This is a genomic window from Flagellimonas sediminis, from assembly GCF_010500845.1.
In the GTDB taxonomy this organism is placed as follows: domain Bacteria; phylum Bacteroidota; class Bacteroidia; order Flavobacteriales; family Flavobacteriaceae; genus Flagellimonas; species Flagellimonas sediminis.
On the sequence record NZ_JAAAMI010000010.1, the window covers coordinates 105,262 to 126,206 of the forward strand.

General features: G+C 42.7%; 15 protein-coding genes. 9 read left to right on the forward strand and 6 right to left on the reverse strand.

The annotated features are described in order from the left end of the window. Positions 1-17 precede the first annotated feature (17 nt). Entirely contained in the window at positions 18-977 is a 960-nt protein-coding gene (locus tag GTK07_RS16580; RefSeq protein ID WP_163636350.1) for a sugar phosphate isomerase/epimerase family protein, read from the forward strand. A 13-nt stretch (positions 978-990) separates the two neighbouring features. Here the strand turns inward: GTK07_RS16580 and GTK07_RS16585 are convergent, their stop codons facing one another. Genes GTK07_RS16585 through guaA form a run of 5 tightly spaced genes read right to left on the reverse strand, consistent with a single transcriptional unit; the run spans position 991 to position 6,673 of the window. Next, positions 991-2,049, reverse strand: coding sequence for a family 20 glycosylhydrolase (locus GTK07_RS16585; RefSeq protein ID WP_163636351.1), 1,059 nt, complete (start codon positions 2,047-2,049; stop codon positions 991-993). A 44-nt stretch (positions 2,050-2,093) separates the two neighbouring features. Continuing rightward, entirely contained in the window at positions 2,094-2,633 is a 540-nt protein-coding gene (locus GTK07_RS16590; protein ID WP_163636352.1) for a DUF922 domain-containing protein, read from the reverse strand. Then, positions 2,621-3,025 (reverse strand): OsmC family protein, encoded by a 405-nt coding sequence (locus GTK07_RS16595; protein ID WP_163636353.1) that lies wholly within the window; start codon positions 3,023-3,025, stop codon positions 2,621-2,623. Before GTK07_RS16595 ends, GTK07_RS16590 begins: the two co-directional genes overlap by 13 nt. Then, on the reverse strand, positions 3,003-5,144 hold the full coding sequence (locus tag GTK07_RS16600) for a LysM peptidoglycan-binding domain-containing protein (protein ID WP_163636354.1): 2,142 nt from the start codon (positions 5,142-5,144) through the stop codon (positions 3,003-3,005). Before GTK07_RS16600 ends, GTK07_RS16595 begins: the two co-directional genes overlap by 23 nt. Further along, positions 5,141-6,673 (reverse strand): glutamine-hydrolyzing GMP synthase, encoded by a 1,533-nt coding sequence (guaA, locus tag GTK07_RS16605; protein ID WP_163636355.1) that lies wholly within the window; start codon positions 6,671-6,673, stop codon positions 5,141-5,143. The genes GTK07_RS16600 and guaA overlap by 4 nt, the downstream gene beginning before the upstream one ends. Before the next feature lie 203 nt (positions 6,674-6,876). On the opposite strand from guaA, the gene pgmB reads away from it, so the two are divergent. The 3 genes from pgmB (at position 6,877) to GTK07_RS16620 (ending at position 11,356) form a co-directional block, all read left to right on the forward strand. Beyond that, positions 6,877-7,536, forward strand: coding sequence for a beta-phosphoglucomutase (pgmB, locus tag GTK07_RS16610; protein WP_163636356.1), 660 nt, complete (start codon positions 6,877-6,879; stop codon positions 7,534-7,536). Positions 7,537-7,628: 92 nt separating this feature from the next. Beyond that, on the forward strand, positions 7,629-9,476 hold the full coding sequence (locus GTK07_RS16615; protein ID WP_163636357.1) for a tetratricopeptide repeat protein: 1,848 nt from the start codon (positions 7,629-7,631) through the stop codon (positions 9,474-9,476). 224 nt (positions 9,477-9,700) lie between these two features. Further along, complete coding sequence (locus tag GTK07_RS16620; RefSeq protein ID WP_163636358.1) at positions 9,701-11,356, forward strand: hypothetical protein; 1,656 nt, start codon at positions 9,701-9,703, stop codon at positions 11,354-11,356. Positions 11,357-11,576: 220 nt separating this feature from the next. Here the strand turns inward: GTK07_RS16620 and bshC are convergent, their stop codons facing one another. Further along, positions 11,577-13,178 (reverse strand): bacillithiol biosynthesis cysteine-adding enzyme BshC, encoded by a 1,602-nt coding sequence (gene bshC, locus GTK07_RS16625; RefSeq protein WP_163636359.1) that lies wholly within the window; start codon positions 13,176-13,178, stop codon positions 11,577-11,579. 162 nt (positions 13,179-13,340) lie between these two features. Between bshC and GTK07_RS16630 the strand changes: the two genes are divergently transcribed. From GTK07_RS16630 to GTK07_RS16650, 5 genes are all read left to right on the forward strand, one after another. Continuing rightward, on the forward strand, positions 13,341-15,788 hold the full coding sequence (locus GTK07_RS16630) for a M14 family metallopeptidase (protein ID WP_163636360.1): 2,448 nt from the start codon (positions 13,341-13,343) through the stop codon (positions 15,786-15,788). 130 nt (positions 15,789-15,918) lie between these two features. Beyond that, on the forward strand, positions 15,919-17,202 hold the full coding sequence (locus GTK07_RS16635; protein ID WP_313790822.1) for a carboxypeptidase-like regulatory domain-containing protein: 1,284 nt from the start codon (positions 15,919-15,921) through the stop codon (positions 17,200-17,202). A gap of 77 nt (positions 17,203-17,279) precedes the next feature. After that, the gene (locus tag GTK07_RS16640; protein WP_163636362.1) at positions 17,280-18,332 is read left to right on the forward strand and encodes an LD-carboxypeptidase; all 1,053 of its coding nucleotides are present in this window, start codon (positions 17,280-17,282) and stop codon (positions 18,330-18,332) included. Between the two features lie 192 nt (positions 18,333-18,524). Continuing rightward, positions 18,525-19,721, forward strand: a complete 1,197-nt coding sequence (locus GTK07_RS16645; RefSeq protein ID WP_163636363.1) for a hypothetical protein — start codon at positions 18,525-18,527, stop codon at positions 19,719-19,721. Then, entirely contained in the window at positions 19,721-20,797 is a 1,077-nt protein-coding gene (locus GTK07_RS16650; RefSeq protein ID WP_163636364.1) for a trypsin-like peptidase domain-containing protein, read from the forward strand. Before GTK07_RS16645 ends, GTK07_RS16650 begins: the two co-directional genes overlap by 1 nt. The last annotated feature ends 148 nt before the right edge of the window (positions 20,798-20,945 follow it).

Here is a 20,945-nt window from a genome sequence, read left to right on the forward strand (position 1 = left end):
AAAACAAACCAACCACCATGAAAAGACGACAATTCATCCAAAATACGGCTATGGCATCCAGTGCCACCATGCTCATGGGGCTTGGTGCCTGTGCCACTCCTAGTTATAAAAGCTTGGACAGCATTGGCATACAGCTGTTTTCGCTACCTAAAATGCTCGAACAAGATCTTGCTGGCAGTCTGGCCATGTTACACCAAATGGGATATAAGGAAGTGGAAATTTATGGGCCGTATCCTTTTAGCTCAGCTTCTGCACAGGAACGATGGAAACAGATAACACCAAGTTTAGGTTTTAGTGGAAGTGGATTCTATGGAAAAACCGCCAAGGAATTCAAGGCCCTGTTGGATGAATATAGATTGAAAGCTACTTCGGGTCATATCGACATTGTTACCCTGGAAACCAAAATGCCCGCCGTGGGTGAATCGGTCCGCACTTTGGGAATGGATTATTTGGGCATATCCGCCATACCGGATGAGTTGAGACAAACTTTGGACGACTATAAACGCATTGCGGAACGTTTCAATACCATTGGGGAGAACGCCAAAAAGGAAGGTTTTAAATTTTTATACCACAACCATGGGTACGGCATCCATGAAATGGAAGGCCAGATTCCACTTCAGATTATCCTGAATAACACGGATCCCGATCTTGTTTTTTTTGAAATGGACATTTATTGGACCATTGCTGGCGGGGCAGACCCGGTGGAATATCTAAAAAATTATCCTGGCCGTTATGTGTCACTTCATTTAAAGGACATGAAGGAGATTACCCATTTTAAAGGGGATGGTGGATCTGCAGACCAATGGATCGAACTGTGGCCGCAAATGACCACTGTTGGTGATGGGGCTATGAATATTAAAGCCATTGTGGAGCAAGCCAAAAAATCAGGGGTAAAACACTTTTTTGTGGAGCAAGATTTGGTGGACAATCCAAGATTGGCCTTAAAGAAAAGTATTGACTATTTGAGGACGATTTAAATTTGAAAAGTTCTTATTTGAGGAAAAGTGCCTTGAAAGTGGTGGCATCATTGTCCCCTTTTGGATTTTCCTCATAGAACATATCCAAAAAATTGGCCGCACTGGTCCAAGAGGTATGCAACATTCCCCTATACCGGGGTTTCATTTCCTTGGTGGCATTTTTTCTTAATTCAACCAACATTTGCTGCTGTTCAAGGGCCACTTCGGGTTTACGCCAAGAACAGGTAGCCACATCAAAACCGCTCATGGCAAAATAGGCGGCGGTGGGGTCTGGACGTTCATAATGCCAATCACAGATCATTACATCTTTAGGGATAAGGTCTATTGCTCTGTGGGTAGTGTTCATACTGGCCTCCCACATACCCAAACCGGTGGTCTTGCCATCGATCAATCGATCGCCCCAAATCCAAAGGCGTTTTCCTGACTGTGCCAAATGGTTCCTGATCTTGGCCACCTCGCCTGCAAACAACTCGGCCTTATCCTTTCCGTTGCACCTTGGGCATTCTGTCATTCCAATGTAAAAAACCTCATCCATCCCCGCATGGAAGGCATCTGCCTTAAACGCAGCGATGATCTCATCCACCAAATCAAAAACCACCTTGTGCACGTCAGGATGCAATGGGCAATAACTTTTGCAGTACAATCCATCATCATTGGGCCACTCATATTTCTCAGGAATGGCAACGTTAGGGGTTTCATCAAATTCAGGGTACACCGTCAACAATTTGCCAAGACTACTGGCCCATGATTGGTGCCCCAACAGATTGATTTGGGGGATGATCTTAATATTATTGTTCTGACAGGCATTCACAATGTCATCCACATCTTTCTGGGAAAGGGGATTATCCGAAACAAGCTCTGGATGTGATGTGTATTGAAAGTTATACTCTATCCGTAATACCAAGGTGTTCACTTTTCTAGGACCCAATTCCTCATAGATGAATTTTACAAAACGGGCCACGTTTTCTTTTTGGGGAGCAGCAATGGACAGACCCCGCAAAGGCAGGCTATCATTTTGTGCATGTAGGATGGAAGCCATACAGAGTAACCAAACAAAATACATCTTCTTCATACTATTGGTTTTAAGCAGTTTAAATTACAGGAAACCCCTAAATGCTATTCTTCCCATTCCTGCTGTAACGCTTCTTCAATTTTATGGTTCCATTCCATTTGCTTTTCCAGGTTTCTGGAAAAATTGGTTTCCCAATCATATTGATCTTGGTAATCCTTTAAAGCATTTAGAATATCCTTATAGATTTTTCGCACTTCTTCCTTTACATCATCGGAAAAGGAAGTACGGTGCAGCCTATTGCGCATTTTACGGGCAAAAAGTTCGGCAATGTCAAAATGGAGCTGTTCATGGCGCAACGTATTGTCCGTACATTGTTCCGGCTTGTACCACGATTCATTGGGATAGAAATAGGCATTCACCTCAAAATCCAATTTCACCTCATGGTGCAATAAATTGGCAGAATAGGTATAACTGATACCGCTGGCCGTTGTGGCTGCAGGGACAGCTGCAGGTGGAATTTTGCCCTTAAAATCGGCCCAACTCAATCGTTTATGTTCTTCCCATGGAATGCCTTCCTCAATTTCTTGTGCAAATCCCAAAAAGCTGAGGAACAAAAAACATCCTATGGAAATTATTTTACCCAATGGAAATCGATTATTCTTTCAATATCAGGGTGAAGGCTGTAGTGCACCGGACAGGTCCTTGCCGTATGTACCAAAATCTTTCGGTTCTTTTCGGAAACATCGGCGGGCATCTCCAATTTCACTTCAATCTTGGAAATACGCCTTGGATCGGCGGCCATGTGCTTGGTCACTTCCGCCGAGGAACCCGTAAGGTCAATACCAAGATCACGGGCTTTTATGCCCATCATGGTCATCATGCAATTTGCGAGACCCGTAGCAACCGTATCGGTTGGGGAAAAGGCTTCTCCCTTGCCATTATTGTCCAATGGGGCATCCGTAATATATTCGTTCCCGGACCGTACATGTACATTTGTGGTCCTAAGATTTCCGTTATAGGTTACTTTTGAGGTCATCCTGTTTTACTTCTTTGATTTGCAAATCTTCGTACTGCATAATGTAACATGCCTTATTGAAATATCCCGAAGTCCAATCGTTGAAATAATCAAAACTGTTACCTGTATATTCGGTCAACCCAATAATCTTGGAAGTTTCAAAAAGATTGTTCTTGTGTGCCAGTTTCAACAAAACATCAAAAGTCACATCAAAACCTCGGATTGCATAGCGGTCCGGTTGATTCCCATTAAACCGTTTTACATAGGCTTTGGTAAAACTATCCGTGCCCACTTCCCTGTAAAAGGAAGGATAGGTGAACTTTAAATTGGACAAATGGGTCTTGGAAATGGCATCGTCCTCAAAAGCACCATTATAACTGGTGGTGAACATACGTACCTTGATATCACCCGAAATGGCCGAGTTGAGGATAGAAGTGACACTCGACACCATATTGGGTTGGTCCGTTTCCAAAAACACCCAGTTTTCCTTGGTCTCGGAGAGTTTCACCAAAAACTGGTCCAAATGTAGGGACTTATTGTCTATCAATTTGGCCATTTGTGCTGCCGGAAATTTTCCCAAAATGGAATCATTGGCCACTTGATGGGTTGAATCGGCAATGATGATCACATTCTCATTGTTATAGATCCTCTTCATATAAGAAAGCATCTTTTCCCGCAAGACGGCATCCCTAGGAACCGAAAAGAAAACATTGCCATGGCTCAATTTACTTTCCGAGGCAATCGGTGCTATTACCGGAATATTTTTGGTGGCAGCCTGCACGGCCACCTCATCCAAGGCCGCCCCAGAGACTGGACCAATTATGGCACTTACCCCGGAAAGATTGTCCCTAAACAAGATCTCTTTGACCTTGGTCTGGCTCAATTCGGTATCATACGTTTGTACATCTACCGAAACACCAAGCTTTTTAATGGAATCCAAAGCCATTAATGCCCCGGAATAAAAACCTAGACTTAGGTTCATATCTCTACGGGTCTTGATCTGGCCCTCGGTCTTTTCCACATCGTTGATATTGACCCTATCCAATCGAAAGGGCAACATGAACACCAATTTGGGCCTGTTGGCTACATCAATACTATCAACTAGGTTCACTCGATCCAAAACCAAGGCGTTTTTCACTTCAAGTCCAGCGGCTTTCTCTTTTGGAAGCTTCAGTACCATACCGGCCTTAAGTCCATTTTCCAGATCAGGATTGAGACGGTACAATTCATCCCTTGAAATTTTGAGGTTTTGGGTAATCCTGAAAATATTCTGTTTGGGTTTTACTTCGTAAAAAATAAAGTTTTCAGTATTTACTACTCCAGCGTCACTTGCCTTTTTAGGCAATCGGATGACCATCCCTTCCTTAAGCCCCCCTTCTTTCATGATCTCGGGGTTCAACTTCACTATGGAATCCGAAGGAATTCCATATTCCCTCCCCAAACTGTACAGGGTCATTTTTGGAGGAACGGTGTAAGAAGAAAAAAGCTCCACCTTCTGATCCTTTAAGCTATCCCCTTTGGGCCTTGGCAATTTAAGCTCCTGGCCAGCTGCCAAATAATCGGTATTCTTTAGCAACTCTGGGTTTAACAGAAGAAGGCTATCCACTGTAATCCCATATTTGTGTGCAATACTCCAACGGGTTTCTTTTGGTTGTACCAAATACGTTACATAATCCAGGTCCTTTTCTTCATTGGGGTCAACCTCCGGGAATTTTGGTATTTGCAGGACCATTCCTTTTTGTAAGGAAGAAGAATACAGTTCCCTGTTATATCTTTTGAGTTGCTCCTCGGTAATCTTATATTTTTGGGTAAGCCCAAAAAGGGTTTCCTTTTTACGGACCCTGTGCTTGGTAAATCCAATCGGTTTGATCTCTTCCTGAGCGGGTTTCTCCTCCTTTTTTTCGAGGGTGGCATTGCCATTGATTGGAATCACAAGAATCGTGTTCACCTTAACGTCCGTGGCAGTCTTGATCTCTTTATTGGCCTGAAGGATGGAATATGGGGTAACCCGATACTTTTGTGCGATGCTCTGAAGCGTCTCCCCTTCCTTTACGGCATGCGTGGCATAGTTTTGCGCGGTGGCTGGCAATACGGCCAAAAAAAGAACCGCCAAAACCAGTCTAAAAAGTGTTTTTTTCATTCCCATTCTATAGTTGCAGGTGGTTTTGAGCTAATGTCGTACACTACTCTATTAACGCCCTTGACCTTGTTTATTATATCATTAGAAACCTTTTGAAGGAACTCATAAGGTAAATTTACCCAATCCGCGGTCATACCATCGGTACTTTCCACCGCTCTGAGCGCCACACATTTTTCGTACGTACGCTCATCTCCCATAACTCCTACACTATCTACGGGCAAAAGCATGGCTCCGGCCTGCCACACCTTGTCATAAAGTCCCCATTTTTTCAATCCGTCCACAAAAATGGCATCCACTTCTTGCAAAATGGCCACTTTTTCTGCAGTAATATCGCCCAAGATACGGATTCCCAAACCAGGACCAGGAAAAGGGTGTCTTCCTAAAATATCTTCGGACATGCCCATGCTGGCACCCACTCGTCTCACTTCATCCTTGAACAACATTTTTAGGGGCTCTACCACTTTCAATTTCATATAATCGGGCAACCCACCAACATTGTGGTGACTTTTGATCACTGCTGATGGACCTCCACTTGCTGAAACCGATTCGATCCTATCCGGATAAATGGTCCCTTGTGCCAACCATTTTGCATTTTCGACCTTGTGGGACTCGTCATCAAAAACTTCGATAAAGACCCTTCCGATGATCTTTCTTTTGCCTTCCGGATCCGATTCACCCTTCAAGGCATCCAAAAAACGTGCCGAAGCATCCACTCCCTTCACATTGAGACCCATGTGTTTGTATTGATCCAAAACGCTTTCAAACTCATTTTTGCGCAAAAGACCATTGTTTACGAATATGCAATAAAGATGGTCTCCAATGGCCTTGTTCAACAACATGGCCGCAACACTGGAATCAACACCACCTGACAATCCCAGGATTACCTTTTCATCCCCGATTTCCTTTTTGAGCTCCTCCACGGTAGTTTCCACAAAGGCGTCAGGAGTCCAATCCTGTTTCAATCCTGCAATGTTCACCAAAAAGTTTTCAAGCAACTTCTTGCCATCCGTGGTATGGTAAACCTCGGGGTGAAACTGAATACCATATGTGGTTTCTCCATCAATCTTAAAGGCTGCATTTTCCACATCGTGTGTACTGGCCAATCGAATTCCTCCTTCAGGAAGCTCCTTGATGGTATCGCTATGGCTCATCCAAACCTGGCTTCCTTGGTCCAGTCCTTTTAAAAACGCCTCGTCATTCTTCACGAAGGATAAATTGGCCCTACCGTACTCACGCGTTGCGGAAGGCGCCACATTTCCACCATGGAAATGGGATAGGTATTGCGCCCCATAACAAATACCCAGCAAAGGCATTTTTCCCTTTATTTCTGAAAGATCGGGGTGTGGTGCCTGCTCTGACCGTACAGATGAAGGTGATCCCGATAAGATCACAGCCTTGTAATCCGACAGGTCCTTGGGCAGTTTGTTGAACGGTTTTATCTCGGAATAAATGTTGAGTTCCCTCACGCGTCTTGCGATCAATTGAGTGTACTGGGAACCAAAGTCTAGAATAAGTACGTTGTTATGCATGGGCAAAAATAGCAATTTGGTTTTGTTGGAAAAGTATCTTTTAATGGATATTTATGACAACTTTTTCCATCTGAAGTGGGTTTGCCTCCTCAATTGGCCACATCATTTGTGCACCTTACCGAACAATGTCATCAACATAACGTAATGTAGTTTTTTTCTTAACTGTTTTCGTCATTTCTTTGCAGACCAAAATAAACCAAACCATGATCAAGGGATTCATTTTTGATTTGGACGGAGTAATCACCGATACGGCCGAACTCCATTTTGAAGCGTGGAAAAAACTCTCGGATGAAATGGGCTGGCACTTTGATCGCGAGCTCAATGAAAAACTCCGTGGGATTTCGCGGATGGATTCCATCAAAGTCATCATGGACCATAATCATGTTACCCTGACCGATGATGCCGTGGTTGAACTTGCCACCAAAAAAAATAACATCTACGTGGCCAGCTTGGATACGATGACCCCGAACGATTACCTACCGGGCGCCAAAGAACTTTTGACCCATCTACGCCAAGAGGGATTTTTGGTCGCTTTGGGAAGTGCGAGCAAAAATGCAATTAAAGTGCTACAACAGCTCAACGCCACCCATTTTTTTGATGTGATCGGGGATGGGAACAGCGTTGCCAAGAGCAAACCTGCGCCGGATATCTTTTTATATGCCTCCGAAAAATTAAAATTGCAACCCGGCAACTGTGTGGTTTTCGAGGATGCCGAAAAAGGCATTGATGCCGCCATTGCCGGAGGATTCCACAGTGTGGGCATTGGCCCAGAGGAAAGGGTGGGCCATGCGGAAGTGAGGTTCAATTCCATGAAAGAAGCCACCTTTTTTGAGGTCAAATCCTTCTTTTCGGATTTTTTCTAAAACTTTTTTCAGGTTTTACTTTTTTCACGATAATCCGTTCTTTTTCAAAAAGTTGGAACAAATTGTTATTTTAGGAGTGTAATTCAACCTCCATGAAGCCCTACATCCCCTGCGCCTTTCTCTTTTGTCTTTGCTTAATTGCCAATGTTCGGGGTCAGGAGAATCAAAAAAAAATAGATAGTATTCTTCAAATCATAAATCAAACCAAAATTGACACCGTTGCTGCGCGCAATTATCTGGAACTCTCGGACCTTACCATGTACAACGACCAGAACAAGACCCTTGAATATCTGGAAAAGGCCCAGGCATTGTACCAAAAAAGCAAAAATGATAAGGGAGTGGCCAAATTGTACGCCCAAAAGGCCAATTATTATTATAGACTTGGCAAAATTGATTCTGCACGACGCTATCTTAAATCCTCGGTGGACAAATCCCTTAAGTTGGGAGATACCTTACGCGCCTCGGTGATCCGGCACAACATTGGGATACTGGACCATTACCAAGGCAACACAGAAAGTGCAAATGCCATTATGGACGAGAACATCCCTGTTTTTAACAAGTTCAAGGATTCAGTTCATTTAGGGAATGCCTATCTGCTGAAAGGAAAAATAGGCATGACCAATGGATTTTTCAACATAGCACTGCAAGAAACCCAAAAGGCGTTGAAAATCCATAAAGCATTGAACGATGAATTTAGGATGGCCGAGGATCTGTTCCAAATCGGAACCATTTACCAGACCACTCAAGATCACGAGAAGGCCATTGCCATTTTTGAGGAAAGCATTGGGTACTACAAAAAAATAGAAAACGACCAAAGTGTGGCCCAGGCCCTGAACTATCTGGCCGACTCTAAAATCAAATTGAAACAGTTGGAGTCCGCGGAAAAGGATTTGGACGAAGCATTGGCCCTCTCGGAAAAACTCGAATACAATGCCAACATAGCAAGGGTGTATTCCAACAAAGGCCTTCTTGAGTTTACACGGGATGCCTATACGGAAGCCATATTGCACTTCGAATCGAGCTTGGTCACTTGGGAAACGATAGGCTCCCCTTACAATGAGGCAACATCCCTCTTATATTTGGGCAGGACCTACAAAAAGCAAGGGAACCTGAACAAAGCAATGACCTATTTTGATAAAGGCTTGGAGATTGGCAAGGATTTGGGGGACCCCGAAATTCTCGCCAAAGTGTACTTGGCAAAAGCGGAAACATTGGAAGGGCTAAAAGATTATCAGGAAGCCTTGACCAATTTCAAGAAGAACAAATCCATCAGTGATTCCATCTTTACCTTGAACCGCACCAAGGCCACGGAAGAACTGAAAACCATTTACGAAACCGAAAAAAAGGAACAGCAAATCGTATTGTTGGAACAGGAGGCCAAGGTAAGTGACCTTCAAAAATTACTCTTGGGAGGTGGACTTGGCTTATCGGTATTGGTTTTTGGGTTTGGGTTTTACGGTGTGCGGCAGAAACTAAAACGGAACAAGGCGGAAAAAGCCAAAGTGGATGCAGAACTGGCCTTCAAGCGAAAGGAGCTTACTACCCATGCCCTTCACTTGGCCAAAAAGAACGAAGTCCTGGAAGACCTGAAACAAAAAGCAAAAGAGTTGAAGCAAAACGACGCTTCCAAAAATGGTTACCAGCAACTCATCCGCACCATTGATTTTGACCTTCAGGACGACAATAACTGGAAAAATTTTTCCCGATATTTTGAAGAAGTCCATAAAGATTTCAACAGTAACGTAAAGGCCAGGTTCCCCAATATCACCGCAAATGAATTGCGTTTGCTGGCACTGCTGAAAATGAACCTATCTTCCAAGGAGATTGCCAATATCTTGAACATATCGCAAGAAGGCATCAAAAAAGCTCGGTACAGACTCCGAAAAAAACTGAACATTGCCACCGAGGATTCTCTTCAGGACCTGGTGTTAAGTCTATAAAATCAATACCTCCCTGTCCACTTGATGTCCCTTTATTAAAATATGGGGTGTCCACCCTTTGTCCACCACCATTATTTCCTTCCTCAAAATCAGCATTTTATGTTTGTCCTGTCAATGATTTTGACAAAACCGTTTTGTGGTCTTGCTCGGCTAAGGGCTGCAGACCGTTACCGGGCGAGTCGCACAAAACGCATTAAAAAGTTTAACCACAAAACCACGGAATCATGAAAACAACATTTAATAATTTTAGTAAAATGGCCCTCACATTACTGGTCGTTTTATTTATGGCCTGTAGCAAGGATGAATCGCCAGAACCTCCAAAAAAAGGGATAGAGGTACTACCTAGCCCCATTTCCACAAATGAATTTGAAACTGATGAAGGGGAAATCGGTATCAGTATCAGCGGTAGGGATATTGCAAAAAAAGGTTATGTACCTTACAAAGCGGTAATTTCCATAGAGTCCACCTCAAACATAGAGGACCAAGTCGTTCTTTTTGACGAACTGAACAATCTGGCCAACTTATCCTTTAAAAATGAGGATTTGGATGAATCCATCCAACAAGAACTTAAAGAAGGTATTCCAATCTCGGTAACGGTTTTGGATGAAAATGATAGTGTTCTGGCAACTCAAAACTTCGCGAAACTTTCCTTTGCATCCAGTCCAAATGAAAAAGAGATTACCGCCGATGGTTTAGATGACCTGTTCGCAGAAGTTACCTTAAGGGAAGACCTCAAGTATTTTATGCAGGTAGTGAATATGGATAATGAAGTTTTTGGGGTGCCCAGTTCCCAACTTTATACCAACACTACAAACCTGGCAACAGATGTCCGATATAGACAAGAATTGGATTATACTGCCAATGCCGCATTTTCATTGGAAGATTTTTCCACTTATTATTTTAAAAAGATTCCTGGAAACGAAGAATACTATTCCATTGGGGTACATAATAACAGTGACCTGCATTATTTGTACATGTATGGTACTCAGCTCCGAATCCAAAGCAAAGCGAATATTATACAAAATGGAGGTAACACCAATGTATTGGATTATCCTAACTATTGGTTTAAAATAATAAAAGAAGCACCTGGACTTTTCAAGATCGTACCCAACGGAGCGGAAAATCCACTGATTTTATCCGGGCAAGGCTTTGGAGTTGCAGATAATCCCGATCCAGATGAACCCCTATACTTTAGGATCATGCTTTTTGATATAGATTGGGATATCCTGGCCGTAGATTCCAAATTCATGAATCCGATCATGCCTTCTTCAGCAACCAGCAGTGCCTATAACAGCACCCTGCGTAATTGCAGCAGTGGTTCCTTAACTCAAACAATAGGTGAAAGCAACACCATCACCACCACACAAGTGGCCGGTTGGGAAGAAAGTATGTCTGTATCCTCAACAAATTCAGTTAGTGTTTCCGTGACCATTGCACATGAAGCTGAGACTAAATTTTTTGGAACAGGCGGTAAAACTTCTGGATCTATTACCGGAAGCTATGAATATTCCAAATCCCTGACTTCAACCAATACCAAATCTGGAAGTCTCAGCACCCAAAAATCAGTACAGGTATCGGTTTCCCGGGAAATAGGAGTACCACCAGGAACTGCAATTGCCGTTGCTGATGTATACCAACAATATGTGAACATAAAAGTTCCCTTTGCCCAGCGTTTTAGAATTTCGGGCAAATACCGAGAAGACAACAGTGAACTGACTGGACAAGAAATTCTTACCCAATTTGCCTTTAACAGCTTCACCGGTGTGGTAACCGATGTACAGGCCAATTTTATAGAAGTTACGGTTCGGGGTACCACTACCATTGATAGAATCATTGAAACATCAACCGAAACAAGGGACATACCCAACTCATGCAATTAGGCGAAGATTACCATAAAAAAAGCCCCGGGAACCACTCCGGGGCTTTTAAATAAAATCAAAACCAACCTAAACATATGAGTTAACCAACTCAAAATATTTACTTTTTCATAGCAATTTTCAATAATGGAACAACCAAGCAGGGAAATACCCTACCTCGTTTTCCAAAAATTTTCAGATTATTTTAAAAAAAATCCTAAGAGTCTGTTTTTGAAGGAATTACCTAATGTTTTAAAACAATGAATTCCTCACTGAAGGGATCAAGTGTTTCCAGTAATAAGGAAATAAAGTTATCTCCCATCTCCAAATAGAGTTCGGAAAAGTTCCATTGGCGCTCCTGAAGTGATTTGTTCGGGAACAACTCGTTCTGAAGCTCGGTCAAACGTACCACATGGTCCTTCAATTTTCTTTTTTGGGCTTTCAACAAACGCTTTTCGAGGGCATCCAAGCCTTTCTTTTGCTTTACTTCCTGAGCTTTCACCGCTCCTAAAAAGCTTTTATCGGTCTGTTCTGCTAATTCATACAAATGTTTGAACTGCTCTTCCAAGAGCTTTTTCTGGGGAGAAAAATCAATATCGATGTTGGAAATATCCCTAATCCTTTTGTTGATCAGGGAATGTTGCTTCAAAAACAAATGGGAAACCTTTAATCCCAGTTTCTCCACTTTTTGGAACTGCTTTTCCGTAATGACCAAGGCGGAGTTCCTGAGCATCAACATGGGATAGGTTACCCCAAGTGCATCAAAATAGGACTTGAGTTCCAACCAATAGGCCAACTCACCTCCCCCACCAATGTAGCAGAGATTGGGCAATATTACCTCTTGGTACAAAGGCCTTGCAACCACATTGGGTGAAAATCGCTCGGGATGGTTTTCCAGTTCCTCCTTCAAGGCTTCTGGAGAAAAATCGATATAGGTATTGATCACATGGTACTTGCCGTTACGCTCAACAATCCGTTCACGAACGTTATCCTTCAAATAAAAATAATTGATTTCCCTTGGGTTGACCTGTATGATATAATCCGAAGATATCTTGGCAAGGCCGGCTATACTTTCGGATACTTTGGCAAAAGGGACTTGCTCAAAAATATCCTTCTTAACATAGGGAACGAGCAATTTCTTCAGTTGCACATCATCACCATCAACAATGACCAATCCTTGCTCCCCAAAAAGGGCATTGGCCAAAAATCTGGTGGCTTTGGTCAGGGTATCGTGTTCCAAATAAGCCTGTTGGAACAACTTTTTCAACGTTTCTGCCTTCCCAAACTGGCCAATCTCACCAGCAAAAGTGTCAAAAACCTGATCTAATCCTTCGGTGGACAAACGGCCCACGGCTCCGTTCGCTTTTTTATTCCATTGGATTTTTTTCCCGCGTAATTTGAAATAGTTGATCTCATCAAAATCATGGTCCTCGGTGGCCATCCAATACATGGGCACAAAATGGTACTTGGGGTAGTGTTCCTTTAGTTTTCGGGCCAAATTGATGGTGGAAACAATCTTGTACAAAAAATATAGAGGTCCGGTGAACAGGTTCAATTGGTGACCTGTGACCACCGTAAAAGTTGTATCATCGGCCAGTTTTGCAATGTGGTTGGCGGTGCCCTCGGAAATGGCGACTCCTTCATATTGCTTGTTCAGTGCATTGACCAAAACAGCCCTATACCCATGTGGAAAATTGGCTTTCTTTTCTTGGATCTGCTCCGCAAAGTTTTTCAATGTGGGATACCTGTTGAAGAATGGTTTTAAATCTTCATGCCGGTCCAGATAATCGCAAATAAGTTTGGAAAAATAACCTGTTTCCTTAAAGGGTATACAATCTACGTCCATTCAAACTGTAATGAGGTGTTCAAAGATAACTTACTTCTTTTTTAGTCGTCCTAAAAATACGTTAATTGCATTTTTTGTGTTTCGGACCGACCTCACACTTAAAAATTATGGTACAAAGAACAATTTATTAGTAGATTTGGAATCCAACTAATGACACCGAGCATGACCCGATTTTTAGTATCCCTCACTCTACTTTTATCCATTTCCATTTCCGCCCAACAGTTAAAATCCCCATCCGAGTTTTTGGGGTACGAACTGGGAACCGAATTTACGCGCCACCACGAAGTGGTGGATTATTATGAATATTTGGCCAAAGCCGCCCCCGACAGGGTAAAACTTACGGTTTATGGCCAAACCAATGAACGTAGGCCTTTGATCGTGGCCTATGTTTCTTCTGCAGAAAACATTTCGAATCTGGAGAATATCCGGTTGGAGCATTTAAAGGAAACCAAAGGAGAAGGGAACTCGGATAAGGCCATTGTTTGGTTGAGCTATAACGTACATGGGAACGAAAGTGTGAGCACCGAGGCCTCCATGAAGACCATTTATGAATTATTGACCAGTAAAAGTGCATACTTGGAAAATACCATGGTGATCATGGATCCTTGTATCAACCCAGATGGAAGGGACCGCTATAGCAACTGGTACAACCAATACAAAAACACTCCCAACCAAGTAGACCCCAACAGCAAGGAACACCATGAAGGTTGGTGGGGTGGCCGCAGCAACCACTACATGTTCGACCTGAACCGTGATTGGGCTTGGTTGACACAGGTGGAAAGTCAACAACGCCTAAAAATGTTCAACCAATGGATGCCGCACGTGCATGTGGATTTTCACGAACAAGGAGTGAACAATCCCTACTATTTTGCTCCTGCTGCAGAACCTTATCACGAACTTATCACCAATTTTCAAAGAGATTTTCAGGTGACTTTGGGACGTAACCATGCCAAGTATTTTGATGCCAATGGATGGTTCTATTTCACCAAAGAAGTATTTGACCTTTTGTACCCAAGTTACGGCGACACCTACCCCATATACAACGGAGCCATCGGGATGACCTATGAGCAAGGTGGCGGCGGAAGGGCCGGTTTGGGCATCATCACTGGAAACGGTGATACACTGACCTTGAAGGATAGGATTGACCACCACTTTACCACTGGAATTTCAACGGTGGAGGTGTCATCCCAAAACGCAGCCAAACTGAACGAAGAATTCAAAAAATTCTACAAAAACCAAAATTTCAAATACAAAAGTTATGTGCTTAAAGGGAATGAGGACAAATTGAAATCCTTGAAATCTCTTTTGGAAAAACATCAAATCCAATACGGTGACTTAACTAGTGGATCATACAAAGGACATGAATATGCTACCGGAAAAAGCGGAAGCATGTCCGTAAATGGTAATGGCATGGTGGTTTCCACCAATCAACCCAAGGGAACTTTGGTCACGGTTTTGTTCGAGCCCAACGCCAAACTTTCGGATTCGTTGACCTATGACATCACGGCTTGGTCGCTTCCATATGCCTATGGTTTGGAGGCCATTGCCTCCCCCACTTTGGTTTCGCCACAAAATACAACGGAAAAGAGGATTTCAACAACTGTGGATAAAAATACCTACGCTTACCTTGCCGATTGGAACAGCATTGAAGACGCCAAGTTTTTAGCTACCCTGATCAAAGAAGGGGTTCGGGTACGGAAGGCAAATCTGCCTTTTAAAATGGAAGGCAAATCTTTTGAACGTGGCACCCTGATCATTACCAAATCGGACAATGAGCACAAAGCTGATTTTGCCGAGACCCTACAGAATACTGCAGAAAAATTTCAAAAAGACCTGACACCGGTAAGCACTGGATTTGTGGATGCCGGAAAAGATTTTGGCTCTTCTTACGTGCAAATGATCGCGAAACCTAAGATTGCAATCTTGTCAGGAGAACCGACCTCAACCTTGCGTTTTGGTGAAATCTGGCACTTTTTTGAACAACAACTCCACTATCCTATCACTGTGCTAGATGGGGATTATGCCAAAAGAGTGGACCTTGGGGAATACAATATTTTGATACTTCCCGATGGTCGTTATGGGAACTACTTTAATGAAAGTGAACTTGCCGATCTGAAGGATTGGGTGCGTCAAGGGGGGAAGATCATTGCCATGGGAGGTGCCATAGAGGCCATTGATGGTGACAAAGGTTTCGGCATCCAAAAAAAGGAAATGGAAAAAGATTCAGGCAAAACCGAGCCCAAACCCTATGAAGATTGGGAACGCGAAAGCATAAAAAGTGCCATTACCGGAGCTATTTTCAAAGCCAAGGTAGATAATACCAATCCGTTGGCCTATGGTTATGGAAAAGACTATTTCACCTTAAAGTTGGGAAGTGCCAGTTTTGACTATCTGAAAGGCGGGAGTGCCATTTACCTGGAGAAAGATGCAAAACCTTTCTCTGGATTTGCAGGAAGTGAAGCACAAAAACAGGTATCCGGAACACTGGTTTACGGAACGGAAAGCGTGGGTCGTGGCCAAGTGATCTATATGGTGGACAACCCTTTGTTCAGAGGATTTTGGGAAAACGGAAAATTGTTCTTCGCAAATGCCTTGTTTATGGTAGAATAAATCCCTTTTTATTGATTTTTAACAACTTACCCTGTTAGGTTGTGTGCTTTTTGATATGCAAAATTTCGTATCTTTAATAGGATTTTGGGTAAAGATTATGGATGCACATCGAAACAAAACAGTTCCTTTTTTGGGAAAAATATCGACATTTTTGCTTTCTGCAATGATGGTCGTTGCGATTATGGGCCCTGCCCAAGCTTTGGGTTTTCAGGAAGAAACCAATGATTACAACCAATACAGTGGGGAAGTAGTTGACGAATCGACTAACAAACCCTTGGTTTTTGCCACACTTGCCGTGGAAGGAACCAACATCAGTACCATTTCCAATACAGAGGGAAATTTTTTGTTGAAAATTCCAAAAAACGTCATCAGTCAAAATGTAATCGTATCCTTTTTGGGCTATAAATCCAAAACGGTGCCTCTTTCACAACTTTCCGAAGAGGGAAACAAAATTTCGTTGGAGATATCTGTAACCCAATTGTCCGAGATCAATATCAATGCTCCTAAAGATGCTACTGCTTTAGTGCGGGAAACCATGGCGCACCGAGATGACAATTATTTCGAAAATTCCACCCTGATGACGGCCTTTTACAGGGAAACCATTAAAAAAAGACGGAAAAACGTGTCCCTATCCGAAGCAGTGGTGAACATTTACAAAACCCCCTATGATTCCAATAGGGACGATGCCGTTGAACTCTATAAGTCCCGAAAAAGTACCGATTACAGTAAACTGGACACTGTTGCCCTAAAACTTCAGGGCGGACCATATAACACCCTCTATGTGGATATCATGAAATATCCGGAATATATCTTTTCTCCAGAATCAATGTCCAACTATAAGTTTTGGTTCGATCGTTCAACTCGTATCAACGATAAACTGATCTATGTGATCAAGTTCAACCAACTAGAAAGTGTTTTGGAGCCTTTTTACCAAGGTGAGCTATTCATCGATGTGGAAAACAAGATTTTAACCAATGCCAATTTTTCCCTCAACATTACGGACCGCAAAAAAGCAGCGGAACTCTTTGTACGCAGAAAACCGGCCAGAGTGAATGTTTGGCCAACCCAGGTCTCCTATAGAGTGGACTACCGTGAAAAAAACGGGAAATGGTATTATGGATATAGCAGTGTTACCATGGAGTTCAAAGTAGATTGGGAAGACAAATGGTTCAATTCCATTTACAGTATGAATGCCGAAATGGCTATCACCGATTGGGAAAACAACATGACGGGTGAGCTGCCCCGAAATAGGGAACGCATCAAAAAATCCATCATCATGAGCGATGAGGCCACTGGTTTTTCCGATCCAGATTTTTGGGGGGAATACAACATCATCGAACCTGAAAAATCCATTGAGTCGGCCATCAAGAAAATCCAACGCCAGCTGCGAAGGACCGAACGTAACAGCGACTGATTGGGGCAATCCACATTTTTTATGGATATTTACGCAGGCACTTTGCCTAGGTAAAATATCAATTCTATTGCTACTCCATGTCCGAAAGAAGAACTTTTCTAAAATCCGCAACTGTTTTGGGTGCTGCCACGCTATTGCCCAATACCAGTTGGGGAAATGATTCCATATCCTTTACACTGCCCAAAATAAAACCCAGAAAACTTAAAAAAGGCGATACCATTGGTTTGGTAGCTCCTGGGTACGCCATTAAACCCGAGGTTTTGGAAAAGGCACTGGCGACCTTAAAGGAAATGGGGTTTAAACCCTTTCATACCAATAGGCTGGTCGGGAACCATGGTTATTTCAGTAATACTGATGAGGAACGGGCCAAAGATGTAAACGAAATGTTCGCCAATCCTGATATAGATGGTATTCTCTGCGCGCGCGGTGGCTACGGGTGCACCCGAATTTTGGACCAACTGGACTATGCAACAATTAAAAACAATCCAAAAGTCTTAATTGGATTTAGCGACATTACCGTATTGATCCAAGCCATTTACAAAGAAACCGGGCTCGTATGTTTTCATGGACCCGTGGGCAGCACCATTGATGATGCCTATAGCCAGAAATACTTTAAAAAAGTGTTGATGAAAGGCAAGGAGGTACAAAAGATCAAAAATGCCAAACTAACGGACCCCAAGTTTCTGGAAAATCCCGAATATGACCGTTATACCATCACTCTAGGCTCTTGTGAAGGTGAATTGGCAGGTGGTAGTTTGACCTTGGTGAACGCTTTGATCGGCACCCCGCATGAAATTGACTTTACGGACAAGCTTGTTTTTTTGGAAGATGTGGAAGAAGCTCCATACCGTATTGACCGAATGCTCACCCAATTGATCGAGGGCCCTACTTTTAAAAAGGCAAAAGGTATCGTATTCGGTGTTTGCAAAGGATGCGACCGCGAGAAAAAAGAAGACAATTTTACGTTAAAGGAAGTCATCATGGATCGCATTGCTCCATTGGGCATACCAGCAGCCTACGGCATGAGTTTTGGCCATGTACCCAATAACTTTACCCTTCCTGTAGGTATCCTTGCATCATTCAATGCCACTGAAATGACCTTGGAACTTTTGGAAGCTGCAGTACTATAAATGGACTGGATTGGTTATTCCGTCAGTTTAAACACAGCATCCGTAAAGTCATGGTCCTAAATTAAGGATGACTACCGTTTCGATTTGGGAAAAAAGTCGATATTAGACTTCTAGTTCGCACCACTAACCCTTCTGTGCGGCGCTCAACCCCACTTATCCTTTAAGCTCGCTTATTAACCTAACCTACTGTAAATGAAACATGTACTTCCTAGGTTTCGAAGACCTATTGAAAGTAAAGGAGTGCCACGTTCGGAATTGGCATACTGGACCAAGGCGATGGAGGCATACGATGCCAGGGATCATCGAAATGCGTTGATCAATACCTTGCTTTACATCAATCCAGATTTACTGAATGGGACCAATATCGAAGGGCCCATTCAAATTGTTTGTCCACAGGGATCTGCAGTGATCCAAATTGACATTACGGAGGATGCTTTTTCAATCAGGGCGCCCTTTTTAAGGACTACAGAATCTACCAACAAGATTGCCTTGTACAGAAGGGTGGCCGAGGTCAATTTTCATCCCTTGAAACTTACCCAGATCCAATTACGGGATGATATCCTTTGGTTCGAACATCAAACTAAGGTAGAACTTTGCAATCCATACAAGGTGTATGATCTTTTAAAGGAGATCAGCTTGTTTGCGGACAATTATGATGATGAGTTCATCGAAAAATTTGATGCGACCTTTTACCAAGAACCCAAGATTACACCGTTGAATGATCAAGAAAAGGAACTGGTCTGGCTACAATTGGAAGAAATCCTTTCGGATTATAAAAAATACAGTGCCTTCTTCCAGGAAAAAAGATGGAACGATTTTCAATATGACATCGCCGCCATATCCATCCTTAAAATAGTGAACATGCCCTACGTCCATGGCACCCTTCGTACCACTTTGGAATCGTATGTGGTTACTCTTTTTGATACCCAAACCGATTTTAAGCTAAGAACAGACAAAAGCTACGGGTTCATGGAGCATTTGTGTAATATGGGCAAGGAAGATTATTTTAAAAACATTTATCATGCAGAATCCCTCATCTCACCCAAATGGAGAAGTTCTGCCCAGACACTACAAAATGAGGCAAAGCGGATAGAAACCAATGTCAACAATTTTAAACAGACCAATGACAACCTCATGATCTGTTATTATTTGCAGGAGCATTTTCAGTATTTTCTATACCTACTTAATGTTGAGGAACACCATAAGAAAATCATATATAACGTGCTCGAAGCAGTTTCCGGACAAGAAATTGATGAAGCTGCACCCCAACTGCTGCAGGTCTACCAACGCTTTTTGAATGGTACCGCGGATGATTTCATCAGCACCAAAACTTTGTCCCATAAAGGATTTTTCTCAAAATTTTTCGGTAAAACAAAACAAGGTTTATAATGGAAACCACAAGAAAATCAGTATTTAAGATCATCACGGCATCTGGAACAGGTAGCGGGTTCATCATTACAGGATATCCTTATATCATCACCAATTACCATGTGCTCCAAGGAGAAAAAATGGTGGCCGTGGAAGATTATAAAAAAAATCGTTTTGTAGGCAAGGTGGTCATGGTCAACCCGGAGGCGGATCTTGCATTCCTGATTACGGAAATTGATTGGAAAAGTTATCCGGGCATCCCATTGATCGAAAATATTTTGGTCGCGAACGCCCAAAAAGTGTACATAAACGGTTTCCCCTTTGGAATGCCCTTTACCATCACCGAAGGTATTGTTTCCTCCATAAGCCAACCGGTAGGGAACAGAAATTACATTCAAACGGATGCCGCTGTAAATCCCGGCAACTCAGGAGGACCCATCCTTAATGAAGCTGGCGAACTCATTGCGATCACCACGGCCAAGTTCAGCAATGCCAACAATGTCGGGTTTGGCATCAAACATTCCGATCTTGTGAAGGAAATCAATGATTTTGCCCAAACCGATGCCCCTTGTTTCAATGTAAAATGCAACTCTTGTGATGCCTATATCCAAGAAAAGACCGATTTCTGTAAAAATTGTGGAAACTCCATTAATGTCACCTTGTGGGATGAGTTTGAAAAAAGTAAGTTCGCGAAATTTGTGGAAGAGGCCATATCCGCCCTTCGTATTGATCCTGTACTGGCCCGTGCCGGAAGGGATTATTGGGAATTCCACCAAGGAAGTGCATTGGTGCGGATCTTTGTTTACCACAAGGATTATTTGGTAGCTACTTCACCTTTGAACAATTTGCCAAAAAATAACTTGCAGGCATTATTGGAATACCTGTTACAGGATAACGTACCGCCTTATTATCTTGGCATTCGGGACAATAAAATTTATGTATCGTATCGCGTGCACTTGTCCGACCTTTTCTCCGATGAAGCAGAGTCCATAAAAAATAACCTAATGCATTTGGCCCATAAGGCCGATGAACTTGACAATTTCTTTGCGGATGAGTTCAATTGTGAGATGTCAATCGAATCAAAGGAGTCCTTTTAAAAGTAAATGACCAAGGCCTATAAGCAATTCTGAAAAATATGTATAATTCGAGGGCATTCAAAAACAACAGGTCGGTTACCGTAAAAAATGCAATCAAGATAATTCACAGGTATCTTGTTGACACACATTCATTATGAAAACGCCAACC